Source organism: Seohaeicola saemankumensis (assembly GCF_021021435.1).
GTDB lineage: Bacteria > Pseudomonadota > Alphaproteobacteria > Rhodobacterales > Rhodobacteraceae > Seohaeicola.
Genome location: NZ_JAINWI010000011.1, coordinates 294107 through 308275 on the forward strand (window position 1 = coordinate 294107; position 14169 = coordinate 308275).

The 14169-nt window shown below is 58.0% G+C and carries 26 protein-coding genes; all 26 read right to left on the bottom strand.

From position 1 onward, the window contains the following. Window positions 1-63: 63 nt before the first annotated feature. Window positions 64-1080 (bottom strand): DNA-directed RNA polymerase subunit alpha, encoded by a 1017-nt coding sequence (locus tag K7H22_RS09760; RefSeq protein WP_230800554.1) that lies wholly within the window; start codon window positions 1078-1080, stop codon window positions 64-66. 113 nt (window positions 1081-1193) lie between these two features. Further along, window positions 1194-1586: a 30S ribosomal protein S11 gene (gene rpsK / locus K7H22_RS09765; RefSeq protein WP_230800555.1), complete on the bottom strand. Its 393-nt coding sequence runs from the start codon at window positions 1584-1586 to the stop codon at window positions 1194-1196. 15 nt (window positions 1587-1601) lie between these two features. Then, window positions 1602-1970, bottom strand: coding sequence for a 30S ribosomal protein S13 (gene rpsM, locus K7H22_RS09770; protein ID WP_230800556.1), 369 nt, complete (start codon window positions 1968-1970; stop codon window positions 1602-1604). Window positions 1971-2192: 222 nt separating this feature from the next. Continuing rightward, on the bottom strand, window positions 2193-2834 hold the full coding sequence (locus K7H22_RS09775; protein ID WP_230800557.1) for an adenylate kinase: 642 nt from the start codon (window positions 2832-2834) through the stop codon (window positions 2193-2195). Next, window positions 2831-4195: a preprotein translocase subunit SecY gene (gene secY, locus K7H22_RS09780; protein ID WP_230800558.1), complete on the bottom strand. Its 1365-nt coding sequence runs from the start codon at window positions 4193-4195 to the stop codon at window positions 2831-2833. The genes K7H22_RS09775 and secY overlap by 4 nt, the downstream gene beginning before the upstream one ends. Window positions 4196-4302: 107 nt before the next feature. Next, the gene (gene rplO, locus K7H22_RS09785) at window positions 4303-4785 is read right to left on the bottom strand and encodes a 50S ribosomal protein L15 (RefSeq protein ID WP_230800559.1); all 483 of its coding nucleotides are present in this window, start codon (window positions 4783-4785) and stop codon (window positions 4303-4305) included. A gap of 99 nt (window positions 4786-4884) precedes the next feature. Next, window positions 4885-5073, bottom strand: a complete 189-nt coding sequence (gene rpmD, locus K7H22_RS09790) for a 50S ribosomal protein L30 (protein ID WP_068289167.1) — start codon at window positions 5071-5073, stop codon at window positions 4885-4887. 3 nt (window positions 5074-5076) lie between these two features. After that, complete coding sequence (gene rpsE / locus K7H22_RS09795) at window positions 5077-5649, bottom strand: 30S ribosomal protein S5 (protein WP_230800560.1); 573 nt, start codon at window positions 5647-5649, stop codon at window positions 5077-5079. Window positions 5650-5661: 12 nt separating this feature from the next. Further along, entirely contained in the window at window positions 5662-6021 is a 360-nt protein-coding gene (rplR, locus tag K7H22_RS09800) for a 50S ribosomal protein L18 (RefSeq protein ID WP_230800561.1), read from the bottom strand. 11 nt (window positions 6022-6032) lie between these two features. Beyond that, a complete protein-coding gene (rplF, locus tag K7H22_RS09805; RefSeq protein WP_230800562.1) occupies window positions 6033-6566 on the bottom strand; it encodes a 50S ribosomal protein L6 in 534 nt (177 codons plus the stop codon). Between the two features lie 11 nt (window positions 6567-6577). Continuing rightward, window positions 6578-6970 carry a 30S ribosomal protein S8 gene (gene rpsH, locus K7H22_RS09810; RefSeq protein ID WP_230800563.1) on the bottom strand — a complete coding sequence of 131 codons (393 nt, stop codon included), beginning with the start codon at window positions 6968-6970 and terminating at the stop codon, window positions 6578-6580. A gap of 13 nt (window positions 6971-6983) precedes the next feature. After that, on the bottom strand, window positions 6984-7289 hold the full coding sequence (rpsN, locus tag K7H22_RS09815) for a 30S ribosomal protein S14 (protein ID WP_230800564.1): 306 nt from the start codon (window positions 7287-7289) through the stop codon (window positions 6984-6986). Between the two features lie 17 nt (window positions 7290-7306). Next, window positions 7307-7870, bottom strand: coding sequence for a 50S ribosomal protein L5 (gene rplE, locus K7H22_RS09820; RefSeq protein WP_230800565.1), 564 nt, complete (start codon window positions 7868-7870; stop codon window positions 7307-7309). Continuing rightward, entirely contained in the window at window positions 7863-8174 is a 312-nt protein-coding gene (rplX, locus tag K7H22_RS09825; RefSeq protein ID WP_230800566.1) for a 50S ribosomal protein L24, read from the bottom strand. Before rplX ends, rplE begins: the two co-directional genes overlap by 8 nt. A 1-nt stretch (window position 8175) precedes the next feature. Next, window positions 8176-8544: a 50S ribosomal protein L14 gene (gene rplN, locus K7H22_RS09830; protein ID WP_007255210.1), complete on the bottom strand. Its 369-nt coding sequence runs from the start codon at window positions 8542-8544 to the stop codon at window positions 8176-8178. 73 nt (window positions 8545-8617) lie between these two features. Then, window positions 8618-8848 (bottom strand): 30S ribosomal protein S17, encoded by a 231-nt coding sequence (gene rpsQ / locus K7H22_RS09835; protein WP_230800567.1) that lies wholly within the window; start codon window positions 8846-8848, stop codon window positions 8618-8620. A gap of 12 nt (window positions 8849-8860) precedes the next feature. Then, window positions 8861-9064 (bottom strand): 50S ribosomal protein L29, encoded by a 204-nt coding sequence (gene rpmC, locus K7H22_RS09840; RefSeq protein WP_230800568.1) that lies wholly within the window; start codon window positions 9062-9064, stop codon window positions 8861-8863. 198 nt (window positions 9065-9262) lie between these two features. Next, window positions 9263-9676, bottom strand: coding sequence for a 50S ribosomal protein L16 (gene rplP / locus K7H22_RS09845; protein WP_230800569.1), 414 nt, complete (start codon window positions 9674-9676; stop codon window positions 9263-9265). Between the two features lie 13 nt (window positions 9677-9689). Then, complete coding sequence (gene rpsC, locus K7H22_RS09850; RefSeq protein WP_068289198.1) at window positions 9690-10397, bottom strand: 30S ribosomal protein S3; 708 nt, start codon at window positions 10395-10397, stop codon at window positions 9690-9692. After that, window positions 10397-10777 carry a 50S ribosomal protein L22 gene (gene rplV, locus K7H22_RS09855; protein WP_230800570.1) on the bottom strand — a complete coding sequence of 127 codons (381 nt, stop codon included), beginning with the start codon at window positions 10775-10777 and terminating at the stop codon, window positions 10397-10399. Before rplV ends, rpsC begins: the two co-directional genes overlap by 1 nt. 3 nt (window positions 10778-10780) lie before the next feature. Beyond that, entirely contained in the window at window positions 10781-11059 is a 279-nt protein-coding gene (gene rpsS, locus K7H22_RS09860) for a 30S ribosomal protein S19 (RefSeq protein WP_230800571.1), read from the bottom strand. A 3-nt stretch (window positions 11060-11062) separates the two neighbouring features. Beyond that, the gene (rplB, locus tag K7H22_RS09865) at window positions 11063-11905 is read right to left on the bottom strand and encodes a 50S ribosomal protein L2 (RefSeq protein WP_230800572.1); all 843 of its coding nucleotides are present in this window, start codon (window positions 11903-11905) and stop codon (window positions 11063-11065) included. A 149-nt stretch (window positions 11906-12054) separates the two neighbouring features. Further along, on the bottom strand, window positions 12055-12351 hold the full coding sequence (locus K7H22_RS09870; RefSeq protein ID WP_230800573.1) for a 50S ribosomal protein L23: 297 nt from the start codon (window positions 12349-12351) through the stop codon (window positions 12055-12057). Continuing rightward, complete coding sequence (rplD, locus tag K7H22_RS09875; protein ID WP_230800574.1) at window positions 12348-12965, bottom strand: 50S ribosomal protein L4; 618 nt, start codon at window positions 12963-12965, stop codon at window positions 12348-12350. Before rplD ends, K7H22_RS09870 begins: the two co-directional genes overlap by 4 nt. Then, window positions 12962-13699, bottom strand: coding sequence for a 50S ribosomal protein L3 (rplC, locus tag K7H22_RS09880; protein WP_230800575.1), 738 nt, complete (start codon window positions 13697-13699; stop codon window positions 12962-12964). The genes rplD and rplC overlap by 4 nt, the downstream gene beginning before the upstream one ends. Before the next feature lie 17 nt (window positions 13700-13716). Further along, window positions 13717-14031, bottom strand: coding sequence for a 30S ribosomal protein S10 (gene rpsJ, locus K7H22_RS09885; RefSeq protein ID WP_068289216.1), 315 nt, complete (start codon window positions 14029-14031; stop codon window positions 13717-13719). Window positions 14032-14169 lie beyond the last annotated feature (138 nt).

Consider the following 14169-nt stretch of genomic DNA (forward strand, 5'->3'; position numbering starts at 1 on the left):
TTGTGCCCATGTCGTCCCCGCCACTGCGGGCATTGAAGGGGCAGGTTTCCCTGCCCCCAATTCTCAGAACGCGTCTTCGAACTTCTTGGCCAGATCTTCGATATTGTCTGGCGGCCAGTCCTCGACGTCCATACCAAGGTGCAGGCCCATGCCGGACAGCACTTCCTTGATCTCGTTCAAGGACTTGCGGCCAAAGTTAGGTGTACGCAGCATCTCGGCTTCTGTTTTCTGGATCAGATCCCCGATATAGACGATGTTGTCGTTCTTCAGGCAGTTTGCAGAACGCACCGAAAGCTCCAGCTCGTCCACTTTCTTCAGCAGAAGCGGATTGAACTCCAGCCCGTCATCCACGTCGGAACGCGTTGCGCTTTCAGGCTCGTCGAAGTTGACGAAGATCGACAGCTGGTCCTGCAGGATGCGCGCGGCATAGGCAACGGCATCATCCGGCGTCAGCGAGCCATCGGTTTCGATCTTCATGGTCAGCTTGTCATAGTCCAGAACCTGACCTTCACGGGTCGGGGTCACTTCGTAGGACACACGCTTGATCGGCGAATAGATCGCGTCGATCGGGATCAGACCGATGGGGGCATCTTCCGGCTTGTTCTTGTCAGCCGAGACATAGCCCTTGCCGGTATTGACCGTCAGTTCCATGTACAGATCGGCACCATCGTCCAGATGGCAGATCACGTGATCCTTGTTCAGGATCTCGATACCTGCGCTGTCCGAGATGTCGCCAGCGGTCACGACACCCGGACCTTTGGCGCTGACGGAAAGCCGCTTGGGCCCGTCAACTTCCATACGGATCGACACGCCCTTGAGGTTCAGGATGATATCGGTCACGTCTTCGCGCACGCCGGCCACGGACGAGAATTCGTGCAGCACGTTGTCGATCTGCACCGAAGTGATCGCGGCACCTTGAAGCGACGACATCAGGATGCGGCGCAGCGCGTTGCCCAGAGTCAGGCCGAAGCCACGCTCAAGCGGTTCGGCAACCAGTGTTGCCTGACGGATCGGATCATTGCCCGGCTTCACATCAAGCTGTGTCGGCTTGATCAGTTCAGCCCAATTCTTGTGGATCATGCGTCCCTCCATTCTTGTCTTGTCCTCATGTCCAAAAGGCCAAGACGCCCGAGGTTTCTAAATGACGTCGGGGGGCCGAGCGCAAAGCGCGGCCCCCAGATAATGAAGCGGGATCAGACCCGGCGACGCTTGGGTGGGCGGCAGCCGTTATGCGCAATCGGCGTCACATCACGGATCGAGGTGATGTTGAAACCGGCAGCGGCCAGAGCGCGCAACGCGCTTTCACGACCCGAACCGGGGCCCTGCACTTCGACTTCCAGCGTCTTCACACCGTGTTCCTGCGCTTTCTTCCCGGCGTCTTCCGCAGCCATCTGAGCGGCATAAGGAGTCGATTTACGCGACCCTTTGAAGCCCATGGTGCCGGCGGAGGACCATGCGATAGCATTGCCCTGAACGTCCGAGATCAGGATCTTGGTGTTGTTGAACGAAGAGTTCACATGCGCCACGCCTGCGGCGATGTTCTTGGAGACCTTCTTCTTGCCTCCGCGACGGGTATCACGTGCCATTGATGCAGCCCTCCCTTATTTCTTCTTACCGGCAATGGCCTTTGCGGGGCCTTTGCGGGTGCGAGCGTTGGTATGGGTGCGCTGGCCGCGAACCGGAAGGTTGCGACGGTGACGCAGGCCACGGTAGCAGCCAAGGTCCATCAGGCGCTTGATGTTCATTTGCGTTTCACGACGCAGGTCACCTTCTACGGTGTAGTTTGCGTCGATATGCTCGCGGATCGCCAGAACTTCGGCATCCGAAAGCTCGTTCACGCGACGTGTTGCGTCTACGTTGACAGCTTCGCAGATAGCCTTGGCCGACGTATGGCCAATTCCGGTGATGTAGGTGAGGGCGATCGGGACCCGTTTCTGGGTCGGGATGTTTACGCCGGCGATACGTGCCACGTTTCACTTTCCTTTTTCGTTGCGGTTCCGTCGTACCAGAACCTTTTTTCACAACGTAAGCCCCTGACAAATCGCCAAAGGGCCGCAGCTGAATTCAGGTGACGATTCTTTGATGAGACAAGCCCAGACAGAATCATGTCTCGCGTGCGAGATAGGGCTGGTTATGTAGAAAACAGAGGGCCGTCAAGCCCTCTGCCATTGGTTTTGATCATTCAACGCGGTTCAATCCAGAATGGCAGCAATTGCCTGTTGAACATCGTCAATTTCCGCCAGACCATCGACGGTCCGAAGTTGGCCTTTGGCATAATAATAGCCGATCAGCGGCGAGGTCTTTTTGTAGTATTCCATCAGGCGCTGGCGCAGGCTTTCTTCGTTGTCATCAGCACGGCGCTTCATGTTGGTGCTGCCACATTTGTCGCAAACACCCTCGGCCGCAGGGCGATGCGTGACATCGTGATAGACCTCGCCGCAATCTCCGCACGTAAAACGACCAGTGACACGCGCGACAAGAGCCGCGTCGTCAACCTGCATTTCGATCACGGCATCAAGCTTGGCGCCCGTTGCCGCCAGAAGATCGGTCAGGGCGTCCGCTTGCGCCAGCGTTCGCGGAAAGCCGTCGAAGATGAAACCGCCGGCATGCGTACCTTCCAGCTTCTCGCGGATCAGACCGATCACGATCTCATCGGTCACAAGCTCGCCGCGATCCATGACGTCAGCGACAACCTTGCCCATCTCGGTGCCGCTGGTCCTTGCGTCCCGCAGCATGTCGCCGGTGCTGAGCTGTACCATATTGCGCTCTTCGACCAGATGACGGGCCTGTGTGCCTTTACCAGCCCCCGGGGGCCCCAGTAGTATGATATTCATCTTCTCGCTGGTGCCTTTCTGGTCGTGCGTTTCTTGCTTTTGCCGCGCAACTGCGACTTCTCGATGAGACCTTCGTATTGATGCGCCAGAAGATGGCTTTGCACCTGCTGGATCGTATCCATCGTTACAGAAACAACGATGAGCACGGATGTCCCGCCGAAATAGAACGGAATCGCAAGTTCGTTCCGCAGGATTTCCGGCAATAGACACACAGCCGCAAGATAGGCGGAACCAAGCGCCAGAATGCGGTTGACCACATATTCCAAGTACTCGGCGGTCTTCTTGCCGGGGCGGATGCCGGGAACAAAACCGTTCTGGTTTTTCAGATTCTCGGCCACGTCATCCGGTTTGAACGACACATTGAACGTGTAGAAATACGAGAAGAAGACGATCATCGTCACGAAGAACAGCAGATAAAGTGGCTGCCCCGGACCGAAATAGGCCATGATCGTCGACATGACGGGCCCGGTATCGGTGCCCGAAAACGTGCTGACAGTTGCCGGCAGCAACAACAGCGAGCTTGCGAAAATCGCAGGGATCACGCCTGCGGGGTTGACCTTGACCGGAAGGCTGCTTGAGCCGCCCTCATAAACCTTCATGCCTGCCTGACGACGGGGATATTGAATATGGATCTTTCGCAAGGCGCGTTCCATGAAGACGACGAAGCCGATGGTCACAACCACCATCACGATCACACCGATGATCACAGCAGGGCTGATCGCACCCGAACGGCCCTGGCTGAAGAACTGTGCCAGTGCAGCGGGGATTTCCGCGACAATGCCGACAAAGATGATCAGCGAGATACCATTACCGATGCCGCGAGCGGTGATCTGCTCACCCAGCCACATCAGGAACATGGTACCACCGACCAGCGTGATCACGCAGGACGCACGGAAGAACAGGCCGGGATCCGTCACCAGATCGCCCGCCTCAAGGCTGACAGCCAGACCGTAAGCCTGCAGCGTCGCCAGAAACACGGTGCCGAAGCGCGTGTACTGGTTGATCTTCTTGCGACCCTGCTCGCCCTCTTTCTTCAGCTGCTCCAGCTTGGGCACCATCGAGGCCAGAAGCTGTACGATGATCGAGGCCGAGATGTAGGGCATGATCCCGAGGGCAAAGATACCCATGCGGCCAAGCGCACCGCCGGTGAACATCGACAGGATGCCCCCGATACCCGCTGCGGCACCTTCCATGAACTCGCGCAGCGATGCGCCATCGATTCCCGGCACCGGAATAAAAGTGCCAAGGCGATAGACAATCAGAAGGCCAAGCGTAAAGAAGATGCGGTTGCGAAGATCGGTTGCTTTGCCAAGTGCGGCCCAGCTGGTGTTCGCCGCCATTTGTTCTGCTGCAGATACCATTCGCGGTCTCTCTCATGTGACAACGCCGCCAGAGCGGTTTTCCGGCTCAGGCGGCGTTCAGGAAAACTAGGGCCTATGTAAGCGGCGCAAGCGCCGCTCACAACCCGTTATTCAGCCGCAGCTGCCTTGGTAGGGGCCGATACAGTCAGCGCGCCGCCCAGTTTCTCGACTGCTTCGATGGCCTGTGCCGATGCACCGGTAACGTTGAGCGTGACTTTGGCTGAGAAATCACCCTTGGCCAGAATGCGGACGCCGTCCAGTTTGCGGCGGACCAGACCGGATGCGACCAGCACATCCTCGGTAATTGGTGCTTTGGCGTCGATTTTGCCTGCATCAATGAATTTCTGAAGGATGCCGAGGTTCAGAACAGCAAAAGCCTTGCGGTTCGGCTTGGTAAAGCCGCGCTTGGGCAGACGCTGGTAGAGCGGCATCTGGCCACCCTCGTAACCACCGATCGAGACACCCGAACGGGATTTCTGACCTTTGATACCACGGCCACCCGTCTTACCGGTTCCAGAACCCGGACCACGACCAACGCGCTTGCGTTTCTTGGTGGCGCCGTCGTTATCGTGAAGTTCGTGCAGTTTCATGTCGCTTCTCCTTGTGCCGGATACGGCCCCCAGCGACGGGAGTGGCCGACCACGGCGTTGATGTGAACAAGGGGCGGGCTTTCACCCGCCCCGAAGTGCTTACTCGCGCTCTTCGATGATCTGTACGAGATGCGGAATCTTGGCGACCATACCACGGATGGAAGGTGTATCCTCCAGTTCGCGGGTCTTGTGCATCTTGTTCAGACCCAGACCGATCAAGGTCTGGCGCTGCTTTTCAGGGCGACGGATCGGCGAGCCGATCTGCTTTACCACGATTGTCTTGGCCATGGTTTACGCCTCCTCTGCCACTTGGGCGGATGCATCAGGTGCGTTTTCCCGCTTGGGCAGGATGTCAGCAACCTTCTTGCCACGACGCTGCGCGACCGAACGGGGGCTGGTTTCTTTTTTCAGCCCGTCGATGGTAGCGCGGATCATGTTGTACGGGTTCTGCGAGCCCAGCGACTTGGACACGACGTCCTTGAGGCCAAGCATCTCGAACACGGCGCGCATCGGGCCACCGGCGATGATGCCGGTACCTTCAGGCGCAGTCCGCATCACGACTTTGCCGGCGCCGTGGCGACCTTCCATGTCGTGGTGCAGGGTGCGGCCTTCGCGCAGCGGCACACGGATCATCTGGCGCTTGGCCTGTTCCGTGGCTTTGCGGATGGCTTCGGGCACTTCTTTTGCCTTACCCTTGCCAAAGCCCACACGGCCCTTCTGATCGCCGACCACCACGAGAGCAGCAAAGCCGAAGCGCTTGCCGCCTTTCACGGTTTTCGACACGCGGTTGATCGCCACAAGACGATCGGCGAATTCCGGCGTTGCTTCCTCACGGTTGCCGCGACGGTTGTCATCTCTTGCCATTCTATCGTCTCCTTAGAACTTGAGGCCGCCTTCACGGGCTGCATCGGCCAAAGCCTTTACTTTCCCGTGAAAGAGGAAACCACCACGATCGAAGTAGCAATCTTCGACACCGGCTTTCTTGGCCCGCTCGGCGATCGCCGCGCCAACCTTTGCAGCCGCTTCGACGTTGTTCTTGCCAACGATACCCAGATCCTTCTCCAGCGAGGAGGCAGATGCCAGGGTCACGCCACGCACATCGTCGATCAGCTGGACGCTGATGTTCTTGTTGCTGCGGTGAACGGAAAGCCGAACGCGACCGGCGTTCACTTTCCGCAATTTGTTCCGAACGCGCAGGCGGCGCTTCAGAAACAGGGTTCTTTTGCTGTTTGCCATCTCTCGCGTCCTTACTTCTTCTTGCCTTCTTTGCGGAAGATGTACTCACCCTTGTACTTGATGCCTTTGCCTTTATAGGGCTCGGGCTTGCGCCATTCGCGGATATTCGCCGCGACCTGGCCCACAAGCTGGGCGTCGTCACCTTCTACAACGATTTCGGTCTGCTTCGGGCAGGTCACCGTCACACCGGCAGGCACGTCAAAGTTCACTTCGTGGCTATAGCCCAGCGACAGTTTCAGGGTATTGCCCTGAATCGCTGCACGATAACCAACACCGGTGATCTCAAGCTCGCGCTTGAAGCCGGAGGTCACGCCGGTCACAAGGTTCGCAACCATCGAGCGGGACATGCCCCACTGCTGGCGTGCACGCTTGGACGTTCCGCGCGGAGTAACTGTAACAACATTGCCATCAACTGTGATGGTCACATCGTCGGTTGCATTGAAGCTTTTGGTCCCTTTCGGGCCTTTCACTTCGACAGTCTGGCCGGACACAGACGCGGAAACGCCTGCGGGCAGCTCGACCGGTTTCTTACCAATACGAGACATTGCCTTCCTCCTTAGAAGACCGTGCAGAGCACTTCACCGCCAACATTGGCGCTGCGTGCTGCTGCATCCGACATCACGCCTTTGGGCGTGCTGACAATCGATACACCCAGACCCTGACGGACCGAGGGGATATCCTTGACGCCCATGTAAACGCGACGGCCGGGCTTGGAGACCCGCTTGATGTCGCGAATGACGGGGGTGCCATCAAAGTATTTCAGGCTGATCTCGAGGGTCGGGTGACCGTTGACATCGGTGCCTTTTTCGTAGCCGCGAATGTAGCCTTCTGCCGCAAGCACATCCAGAACCCATGCACGCAGCTTGGAGGCCGGTGTCGAGACGGTGGACTTGCCACGCATCTGGCTGTTGCGGATACGGGTGAGCATATCGCCGATAGGATCGTTCATATCAGTCTCTCCCTTACCAGCTGGATTTCACCAGGCCGGGGATTTGGCCCATCGAGCCAAGATCCCGCAGCGCGATACGCGACAGTTTAAGCTTACGGTAGTAAGCATGCGGACGACCCGTCAGCTGGCAACGATTGTGCAGACGCACGGCCGAGCTGTTGCGGGGCAGTTTCGCCAGCTTCAGGGAAGCGCGGAAACGCTCTTCCATCGGCTTGGACTGGTCGTTCACGATCGCCTTCAGCGCAGCGCGCTTGGAGGCGAACTTATCCACCAGCTCCTGACGCTTCTTTTCGCGTTCGATCATAGATTTCTTAGCCATAACTCTCTCTCCCGCGCTTAGCTGTTGAAGGGCATGTTGAAGTGCTTCAACAGCGCCTTAGCTTCCGCGTCGGTTTTCGCGGTGGTGGCGATCACGATGTCCATACCCCAGACCTCATCGACCTTGTCGAAGTTGATCTCGGGGAACACGATATGCTCTTTCAGGCCCATGGCATAGTTGCCACGACCGTCAAAGGATTTGCCGGGTACGCCGCGGAAGTCGCGGATACGGGGCATCGCAATCGTGATCAGGCGATCCAGAAATTCGTACATCCGGTCACCGCGCAGGGTCACCTTGGCACCCATCGGCATGCCTTCACGAACGCGGAAACCAGCGATCGAGTTCTTGGCGATGGTTGTGACGGCTTTCTGGCCAGCAATCGTCGACAGGTCTTCCTGTGCCGATTTGGCTTTTTTGCTATCACGCACGGCTTCTGCACCGCAGCCGATGTTCAGGACGATCTTGTCCAGACGCGGGATCTGCATGTCGTTCTTGTAGGAAAACTCTTCCTTCAGAGCGGCCTTAATCGTGTCGTTGAACAGCGTCTTGAGGCGCGGGGTGTAGTTTTCAGTATCAAGCATCGATCACGTCCCCCGTGGTCTTGGCAAAACGTACCTTCTTGTCGCCTTCGACCTTGAAGCCGACGCGGGTTGCTTTGCCGTTCTTGTCCAGGAACGCGAGGTTCGACAGAGCAATTGGCATCGCTTTCGGGATGCGGCCGCCCTGGCTGGTCTGGCTTTGACGCGTGTGACGGATGGCCATGTTCAGCCCTTCCACCACGGCTTTGCCGGCTTTGGGGTCAACGGAAGTGATCTTGCCTTCCTTGCCCTTGTCCTTGCCGGCCAGAATGACGACCTTGTCGCCTGTTTTCAGCTTGGCAGCCATCTTACAGCACCTCCGGGGCGAGCGAGATGATTTTCATGAAGTTCTTGGCGCGCAGTTCGCGAACAACCGGCCCGAAGATACGGGTGCCAACGGGCTCGTTGTTGTTGTTCAGGATAACAGCTGCGTTGCGATCGAAACGGATCGCTGTGCCGTCGTCACGACGGACTTCCTTGGCGGTGCGAACGACGACGGCTTTACGCACGTCACCCTTCTTCACACGACCGCGCGGAATTGCTTCCTTGACGGACACCACGATGATGTCGCCAACGGACGCATACCGGCGGTGCGAACCACCAAGAACCTTGATGCACTGAACACGGCGCGCGCCGCTGTTGTCAGCAACATCCAGGTTGGTCTGCATCTGGATCATTTGGTTTCTCCCGACCTTTGGGGGCCTGTATCGGCATTATCCCCAGGGTTTCGACAAGCTGAGAAGCGATCGCTTAGTTGGCGATAACTTCCCAACGTTTCGTTTTCGACTTGGGGGCACATTCCTGAATGCGGACCGTGTCACCTACATTGAAAGCGTTGGTTTCATCGTGAGCCCGGTATTTCTTGGACTTACGGATGGTTTTCTTCAGAACAGGATGCGTGAAGCGGCGTTCGACAGAAACAGTAACGGTCTGTTCGTTTGCAGTGCTGGTCACGGTGCCTTGGAGAATACGTTTGGGCATCTGTCAGGCTCCTTATTCTGCAGCCGCGGAAGCGGCTTTTTCGTTCAGCACGGTTTTCACACGCGCAACATCGCGACGCACAGTTTTCATGCGGGCGGTGGACTCCAGCTGGCCGGTGGCCTGTTGAAAGCGCAGGTTGAATGCCTCTTTCTTCAGAGCGGCCAGATCCTCGCGGAGCTGATCGAGGGTTTTATTGCGTAGTTCCTGGGCGTTCATGTCGCCGGTCCTTTTTAACAACGTCACCGGAGAGCCCCTTGTTCAAAAAGGGTCACCCTGATTCCCGGTGGAGATGGATGAAGGGGCCGTATAGGCCGGTTCCCTCAAGTTGACAAGGCCTGTTTCCACAGACCCATTCCTAAAAGGATAAGGCGGGGTTGCCCCCGCCCTGCCCCCATTTTATGTGCCGCTGAAGACTTACCAGTCTTCGCGGACGACCACGCGGGTCTTGATCGGCAGTTTCATCGCCGCCAGACGCAGTGCCTCGCGGGCAATGGTCTCGTCGACGCCGTCGATCTCGAACATCACGCGACCCGGCTTGATCTTGGCCGCCCAGAAATCAACGGAGCCTTTACCTTTACCCATACGGACTTCGGTCGGCTTCGAGGTAACGGGTGTATCCGGGAAAATCCGGATCCAGACACGGCCTTGACGTTTCATGTGGCGCGTCAGAGCGCGGCGAGCCGCCTCGATCTGACGCGCTGTAACCCGCTCCGGCTCGGTGGCTTTAAGGCCGAAAGAACCGAAATTCAGGTCGCTACCGCCTTTAGCCAGACCGTGGATACGGCCTTTATGCTGCTTGCGGAATTTAGTGCGCTTAGGTTGAAGCATCTGTCATTCCTCCTTAACGGCGGCCGCCGGCGCCACGGGGCGCGGGACCATCCTGGAGTTCCTGCAGGCGACGGTCATGTGCCGACGGATCGTGCTCCATGATTTCACCTTTGAAAATCCAGACCTTGATGCCGATGATGCCGTAAGCCGTTGTGGCTTCAACATGAGCGTAATCAATATCGGCACGCAGCGTGTGCAGCGGCACGCGACCTTCGCGGTACCATTCGGTCCGTGCGATCTCGGCACCGCCAAGACGACCGGCAACGTTCACACGGATACCAAGGGCACCCATACGCATGGCGTTCTGCACGGCACGCTTCATGGCACGACGGAAGGAGACACGACGCTCAAGCTGCTGTGCAATGCTCTCACCGACCAGAGCCGCGTCCAGTTCCGGCTTGCGGACCTCGACGATGTTCAGGTGCAGTTCGCTTGCCGTCAGCTTGGCCAACTTCTTGCGAAGGGTTTCGATATCGGCGCCTTTTTTGCCGATGATCACGCCCGGACGTGCAGCGTGGATCGTCACGCGGCACTTCTTGTGCGGACGTTCGATGATCACGCGTGCGATCCCGGCCTGCTTGGCCTCTTCCTTGATGAACTTGCGGATTTTCAGGTCTTCCAGAAGAAGGTTCCCGTAATCCTTGGTATCGGCGTACCAGCGGCTATCCCAGGTGCGGTTGACCTGGAGGCGCATGCCGATCGGATTGACTTTCTGACCCATTAGGCTTGCTCCTCAACTTGACGCACCTTGATGGTGAGTTCCGAGAACGGCTTGACGATTTTACCGAACCGGCCACGTGCACGCGGACGACCGCGCTTGAGCGTCAGGTTCTTGCCAACATAGGCCTCGGCGACAACCAATTCATCGACGTCGAGGTTATGGTTGTTCTCGGCGTTCGCTATGGCCGATTGAAGGCATTTCTTCACATCGATCGCGATCCGTTTCTTCGAGAAGGTCAGGTCCGTAAGGGCCTTGTCGACCTTTTTGCCGCGGATCATCGCAGCCACCAGGTTCAGCTTCTGCGGGCTGGTCCGAAGCATGCGCAGTTTTGCCATTGCTTCGTTGTCAGCCACGCGGCGGGGGTTTTTTTCCTTGCCCATGACTTACTTCCGCTTCGCTTTTTTGTCGGCCGCGTGACCATGATAGGTACGGGTCGGTGAATATTCGCCAAACTTCTGGCCGATCATGTCTTCCGTGACGTTCACGGGAACATGTTTCTTGCCATTGTAGACGCCAAACGTCAGGCCCACGAACTGGGGCAGGATCGTCGAGCGACGCGACCAGATCTTGATAACTTCATTGCGTCCGGATTCGCGCGCAGCTTCGGCTTTCTTAAGCACGTAAGAGTCGACGAACGGACCTTTCCATACAGAGCGAGACATCTATTAACGCCCCTTCTTCTTGGCGTGACGCGAGCGGAGGATCAGCTTGCTGGACGCTTTGTTCTTGTTCCGGGTGCGCGCACCCTTTGTCGGCTTGCCCCACGGGGTCACCGGATGACGACCACCCGAAGTCCGGCCTTCACCACCCCCATGCGGGTGATCGATCGGGTTCATAACCACACCACGAACACTCGGGCGGATGCCCTTGTGACGCATGCGGCCAGCCTTGCCGTAATTCTGGTTGCTGTTGTCGGGGTTGGACACGGCACCAACGGTGGCCATGCATTCCTGACGTACAAGACGCAGCTCGCCCGAAGACAGGCGAATCTGGGCATAGCCGCCGTCACGACCCACGAACTGGGCATAGGTGCCCGCCGCGCGCGCGATCTGACCACCCTTGCCGGGCTTCATCTCGATGTTGTGGACAATCGTACCGATCGGCATGCCCGAAAACGGCATCGCATTGCCCGGCTTGATGTCGACCTTCTTGCCAGCAACGACCGAGTCGCCAATGGCCAGACGCTGGGGCGCGAGGATATAGGCCTGTTCGCCATCCTCGTACTTGACCAGCGCGATAAAGGCGGTCCGGTTCGGGTCATACTCGATCCGCTCGACGGTTGCCGCCACGTCGAATTTGTTACGCTTGAAATCGACGATCCGATAAAGGCGTTTCGCCCCGCCGCCAATGCGGCGCATCGTGATCCGTCCGGTGTTGTTCCGGCCGCCATTCTTGGTCAAACCCTCGGTGAGGGCCTTGACCGGACGTCCTTTCCACAGCTCCGAACGGTCGATCAGAACCAGCCCACGCTGGCCCGGCGTCGTCGGTTTATACGACTTGAGTGCCATGCTTTCTGTCTTCCGTTGTGCAGTGCGGGGGCAAGCCCCGCTATGTTATAGGCCCCCTGAGGTGCCCGCGGTATAGGGCCCCGAAGGTCCCCGTCTCAAAAGCCATGGCCCCGGCAAATGCGGGGCCATGGAAGATTCGCGTCCTACTATCAGAGACCTGTGGTCACGTCGATAGTGTTTCCCTCTTCGAGGGTGACGTAGGCTTTCTTGACGTCCCGACGCTTGCCCAACTGGCCGCGGAAACGCTTGGATTTGCCTTTGGTGATCGTTGTGTTGACGGCTTTGACCTTCACACCGAACAGAGCTTCGACAGCCTGCTTGATCTGGGGTTTGTTCGAGTCCATCGCCACTTCAAACACGACCGCACCGTTCTCAGAGACCATGGTGGCCTTCTCGGTGATGATCGGCTTGCGGATCACGTCGTAATGTTCAACCTTCGCGCTCATTTCAGGCGAGCCTCCAGTGCTTCGACCCCTGCCTTCGTGATCACCAGAGTGTCACGCTTCAGGATGTCATAGACGTTTGCGCCCATCGACGGCAGGATATCCAGACCTTCGATGTTGCGGGCGGCCTTTGCGAACAGGTCATTCACGGTTGCACCGTCAATGATCAGCGCGCGCTTCCAACCCAGCTTTGCGACCTGCTTGGCCAGTGCCGAGGTTTTACCTTCAGCTTCAGCGGCAGAGATCACAACCAGTTCGCCAGCCTTCAGTTTCGCGGACAGGGCATGCTTGAGGCCCAGTTTGCGGAACTTCTTGGTCAGTTCGTGGCCGTGGCTGCGGGGCGTCGGGCCCTTGTAGACACCACCATGACGGAAGATCGGCGCGTTACGGTCACCGTGGCGTGCGCCGCCGGTGCCCTTCTGGCGATAGATCTTCTTGGTCGAGTAGGAGGTTTCCGAACGGGTCTTCACCTTGTGGGTGCCGGCTTGCGCATTGTTACGCTGCCAACGGACCACACGATGCAGGATGTCGGCGCGCGGCTCAAGGCCGAACAGCGCTTCGTCCAGATCGACGGAGCCAGCATTGCTGCCATCCAGATTGATCACATCAAGTTTCATGCTTCACCCCCTTCGGCGGGCGCTTCGACTGCCGGTGCCTCGGTTGCGGCGGCAGCAATGGCCGATTTCAGAGCAGCCGGGAACGGAACGTTTTCGGGCAGCTTTTTCTTGACGGCGTCCTTGATCGTGACCCAGCCACCCTTGGAGCCGGGAACAGCACCTTTGACCATGATCAGGCCACGGTCAGCATCTGTTCTGACGACTTCGAGGTTCTGCGTAGTGATACGCGCGGACCCCATGTGACCTGCCATCTTCTTGCCTTTGAACACCTTACCGGGATCTTGGCACTGACCGGTCGAACCATGCGATCGGTGGCTGACAGACACACCGTGTGAAGCCCGCAGACCGCCGAAGTTGTGGCGCTTCATCGCACCGGCAAAACCTTTACCAATGGATGTGCCCGACACGTCGACTTTCTGACCCGCAACGTAATGTTCGGCCGAGATTTCCTCGCCCACACCGATCATGTTGTCGGCGGTGACGCGGAATTCCGCCACTTTCCGCTTGGGGGCCACATTGGCCACCGCGAAATGGCCGCGCATGGCCTGCGATGTCCGCTTGGCCTTGGCATTGCCCGCGCCCAGTTGAACGGCTGTATAGCCGTCCCGCTCGGGCGTGCGCTGTGCCACGACCTGCAGATTTTCAAGCTGGAGAACGGTTACAGGAATCTGCTTTCCGTCTTCCATGAAAAGCCGGGTCATGCCGACTTTCTTTGCGATAACACCAGAGCGCATACTGGATACCCTCCTTCTTACGACTGCAGCTTGATCTCGACATCCACACCAGCGGCGAGGTCGAGCTTCATCAGCGCGTCCACGGTCTGGGGGGTCGGATCAACGATGTCGAGCAGACGCTTATGCGTGCGGATCTCGAACTGATCGCGGGATTTCTTGTCGATATGCGGCCCACGGAGAACCGTGAACTTCTCGATCTTGTTCGGCAGCGGGATCGGGCCACGCACAGTCGCGCCAGTGCGCTTTGCGGTGTTGACGATTTCCTGCGTGCTGGCATCCAGTACGCGGTAATCAAAAGCCTTCAGCCGGATGCGAATATTTTGGCTTTGCATAGTTTAGCCTTTCGCGGCGTTAGAGTTGATAGGAGGACCACCGGCTCTTCCGGTGGCCCTCGTCGAACCCGAAGTGGTCTATTACTTCAGAATTTTGGACACGACGCCCGCGCCGACGGTACGACCGCCTTCACGGAT

Coding starts and splice junctions, on each gene's coding strand:
- K7H22_RS09760 (WP_230800554.1), bottom strand. CDS start 1,080: ATGATCCACAAGAATTGGGCTGAACTGATCAAGCCGACACAGCTTGAT.
- rpsK (WP_230800555.1), bottom strand. CDS start 1,586: ATGGCACGTGATACCCGTCGCGGAGGCAAGAAGAAGGTCTCCAAGAAC.
- K7H22_RS09775 (WP_230800557.1), bottom strand. CDS start 2,834: ATGAATATCATACTACTGGGGCCCCCGGGGGCTGGTAAAGGCACACAG.
- secY (WP_230800558.1), bottom strand. CDS start 4,195: ATGGTATCTGCAGCAGAACAAATGGCGGCGAACACCAGCTGGGCCGCA.
- rplO (WP_230800559.1), bottom strand. CDS start 4,785: ATGAAACTGCACGAACTTCACGATAACGACGGCGCCACCAAGAAACGC.
- rpmD (WP_068289167.1), bottom strand. CDS start 5,073: ATGGCCAAGACAATCGTGGTAAAGCAGATCGGCTCGCCGATCCGTCGC.
- rpsE (WP_230800560.1), bottom strand. CDS start 5,649: ATGGCAAGAGATGACAACCGTCGCGGCAACCGTGAGGAAGCAACGCCG.
- rplR (WP_230800561.1), bottom strand. CDS start 6,021: ATGGCAAACAGCAAAAGAACCCTGTTTCTGAAGCGCCGCCTGCGCGTT.
- rplF (WP_230800562.1), bottom strand. CDS start 6,566: ATGTCTCGTATTGGTAAGAAACCGGTCGAGCTGCCCGCAGGCGTTTCC.
- rpsH (WP_230800563.1), bottom strand. CDS start 6,970: ATGAACGATCCTATCGGCGATATGCTCACCCGTATCCGCAACAGCCAG.
- rpsN (WP_230800564.1), bottom strand. CDS start 7,289: ATGGCTAAGAAATCTATGATCGAACGCGAAAAGAAGCGTCAGGAGCTG.
- rplE (WP_230800565.1), bottom strand. CDS start 7,870: ATGCTTGATACTGAAAACTACACCCCGCGCCTCAAGACGCTGTTCAAC.
- rplX (WP_230800566.1), bottom strand. CDS start 8,174: ATGGCTGCCAAGCTGAAAACAGGCGACAAGGTCGTCATTCTGGCCGGC.
- rplN (WP_007255210.1), bottom strand. CDS start 8,544: ATGATCCAGATGCAGACCAACCTGGATGTTGCTGACAACAGCGGCGCG.
- rpsQ (WP_230800567.1), bottom strand. CDS start 8,848: ATGCCCAAACGTATTCTCCAAGGCACCGTGACCAGCACTGCAAACGAA.
- rpmC (WP_230800568.1), bottom strand. CDS start 9,064: ATGAACGCCCAGGAACTACGCAATAAAACCCTCGATCAGCTCCGCGAG.
- rplP (WP_230800569.1), bottom strand. CDS start 9,676: ATGCTTCAACCTAAGCGCACTAAATTCCGCAAGCAGCATAAAGGCCGT.
- rpsC (WP_068289198.1), bottom strand. CDS start 10,397: ATGGGTCAGAAAGTCAATCCGATCGGCATGCGCCTCCAGGTCAACCGC.
- rplV (WP_230800570.1), bottom strand. CDS start 10,777: ATGGGCAAGGAAAAAAACCCCCGCCGCGTGGCTGACAACGAAGCAATG.
- rpsS (WP_230800571.1), bottom strand. CDS start 11,059: ATGTCTCGCTCTGTATGGAAAGGTCCGTTCGTCGACTCTTACGTGCTT.
- rplB (WP_230800572.1), bottom strand. CDS start 11,905: ATGGCACTCAAGTCGTATAAACCGACGACGCCGGGCCAGCGTGGGCTG.
- K7H22_RS09870 (WP_230800573.1), bottom strand. CDS start 12,351: ATGAGCGCGAAGGTTGAACATTACGACGTGATCCGCAAGCCGATCATC.
- rplD (WP_230800574.1), bottom strand. CDS start 12,965: ATGAAACTTGATGTGATCAATCTGGATGGCAGCAATGCTGGCTCCGTC.
- rplC (WP_230800575.1), bottom strand. CDS start 13,699: ATGCGCTCTGGTGTTATCGCAAAGAAAGTCGGCATGACCCGGCTTTTC.
- rpsJ (WP_068289216.1), bottom strand. CDS start 14,031: ATGCAAAGCCAAAATATTCGCATCCGGCTGAAGGCTTTTGATTACCGC.